Source organism: Vibrio sp. LB10LO1, from assembly GCF_010092875.1.
Taxonomy (GTDB): domain Bacteria; phylum Pseudomonadota; class Gammaproteobacteria; order Enterobacterales; family Vibrionaceae; genus Vibrio; species Vibrio campbellii.
Genome location: NZ_JAADJW010000080.1, coordinates 1 through 1,980 on the forward strand (window position 1 = coordinate 1; position 1,980 = coordinate 1,980).

Consider the following 1,980-nt stretch of genomic DNA (forward strand, 5'->3'; position numbering starts at 1 on the left):
TTGTAACCGTCTTAGCAGTCGGAAAACGCGAACGTAGCGATGTTTACCGTAAAGCTATGAAAAGGTTAGATGATTGATTGCGGTATAACGCCCTGCTAAGGGGTGAGCAACGCAATACCGAAGCCGCCGCAAACCACCTTAATCACTAAATTCAACGCATAGTGAAAATGCCACGCGTTGCGAATCCCTCTTGAGCAGTTTGTTAGTCGCGAGGCACCGAGCGACAATTTTAAGCCAAACTAAACTTTGCGAACAACAAACTTTATGTGCTTTGATGCACTTAAGTCAGGCGTAGTTTCAAAGCGGCTACTCAATGAAACCACTTGGAACAAACAGCACCGTAGAAAACGGACTGACAACACCAAAAAACGCTTTTGCAAAACCAATCTCACAGTGCGGACTTTCAATAAAGTCACTGAAACCACGTGGAATTTACAACACCAGAGAAAACGTCATTTCAGCGAGTAAATCGGCTTTTGTGCCGACAAACTCACCGAGCGGAGTTGCAACCAAAAACAGACTCTCGATCGCCCTACTCTGTCAGCACCAAAGAACAAAACAACCGCTAGGACATTTACAAAACTTGGGACTTGAAACAGTTGAAGCAGAGTTTTGACCATCGACGACGCGTCTGCGTATCAAACGATCATCCGCCAAATTCTGAGCTTAGAAACATGATTTTAATTACTAGCTTTTTCTGGCGACTAACGCCCAATTAAGGTGTGAAGCACGCTACCACAACACTCAAATTGGACGCCGTAATCACTAAACTAGACCCAAACCAAAAATGCCGAGCGTGCTGAATCACTCTTAAATTGTTTGTTAGCTAAATAAGTTACGCTACAGCTTCAACGTCCACTGTTTCGACAGCCTCAAAGCCTTTGGTCTTTTTGAAAGACATATTATGAATAAAGTTTTTCATGCAGTCGGAAGGGTCTATTGTTTCCATGTTAGTCCCACCTAACGTAGCCCTAGAGATATACACCGAAAGAACATTTGATTCTTCCAAGTGTCCCGTTGCTTTATTAAGCAATTTGTCGGTTGCATTTATTACCACAAATTCATCGGGCAATATTGCAAACAGCTCACGTGCAACTCGCAGGACTGAGCTACAAACATAATCCTGATAGATTTCGTTGAACTTGCCTACAGGCATTTTTTTGACCGACAACTTGCCGCTCTTTAACAGGCTCTTTTGTTCGCTAGGAATGATATCTTCACCATGAATGTGTACATTCACAGTTACTAACGATGTATCAGAGATGGACAAGTGAAGACTTGAACCCAACGCATCAATCTCACTAAAAGGGCTCATTTCTTTAATCACTTCGATTTTGGCTTTAGGAGAGCCCGCTAATACTTTCTTTGCCTGTTCGACGCTATCCGCCCAATCTTCACACTCCTGTTCCCAAGTTTTGAGTGAAGCTTCATAGTTATTACTGTCTTTTTGTTTAGCTGATTCTATAGCAAGATTTAAAGCTGAAAGCTTTGAATCGACTCGCTTAAACAATTTGTCAATGAAGCTAGGTTTGTATGCTTCTTTTAGCTGCGTTGCTTTTTGCTCTAACACATTTGAAAACACTGGTTTTATAGGCTCGTTAGACAAAGAAATTTGATGCCAGTTAATTTCATCTCTACACTCTTTGTGCATGGACTGAACAATTTCTATATGATTTTCAAAAACGTCGACTTCATACGCAGCTTGCTCCAGTTCTTGCATTTTCGCATACTGCTTTTGCTTTTTTTCAATTTCACGTTGACGTTTTTTTGCGTTTCGATCTGCGCGCTTTGCAGCTGCATTAATAGATCTAACTGTACCTTTCCAACCCATAGTTACCTCATTATTATTTTATTTAGCTAACGCCCTGCTAAGGGGTGAGCAACGCAATACCGAAGCCGCCGCATACCACCTTAATCACTAAATTCAACGCATAGTAAAAATGCCACGCGTTGCGAATCCCTCTTGAGCAGTTTGTTAGT

At 41.8% G+C, this 1,980-nt stretch carries 2 protein-coding genes and 1 pseudogene; 2 read left to right on the plus strand and 1 reads right to left on the minus strand.

Going from position 1 to position 1,980, the window contains the following annotated elements; genetic code table 11:
- Both GXP65_RS24850 and GXP65_RS24860 read left to right on the plus strand, forming a co-directional pair.
- Positions 1-77: pseudogene (locus tag GXP65_RS24850) on the plus strand (type II toxin-antitoxin system mRNA interferase toxin, RelE/StbE family); the annotation flags it as partial.
- Positions 78-313: 236 nt separating this feature from the next.
- Entirely contained in the window at positions 314-616 is a 303-nt protein-coding gene (locus GXP65_RS24860) for a hypothetical protein (RefSeq protein WP_162093949.1), read from the plus strand.
- Positions 617-835: 219 nt separating this feature from the next.
- On the opposite strand, the gene GXP65_RS24865 is transcribed toward GXP65_RS24860, so the two are convergent.
- A complete protein-coding gene (locus GXP65_RS24865) occupies positions 836-1,831 on the minus strand; it encodes a hypothetical protein (protein ID WP_162093950.1) in 996 nt (331 codons plus the stop codon).
- Positions 1,832-1,980 lie beyond the last annotated feature (149 nt).

Bases quoted from the DNA above. Each gene is read 5' to 3' on its own strand.
- GXP65_RS24865 (WP_162093950.1), bottom strand. From the start codon at position 1,831: ATGGGTTGGAAAGGTACAGTTAGATCTATTAATGCAGCTGCAAAGCGC.
- GXP65_RS24860 (WP_162093949.1), top strand. From the start codon at position 314: ATGAAACCACTTGGAACAAACAGCACCGTAGAAAACGGACTGACAACA.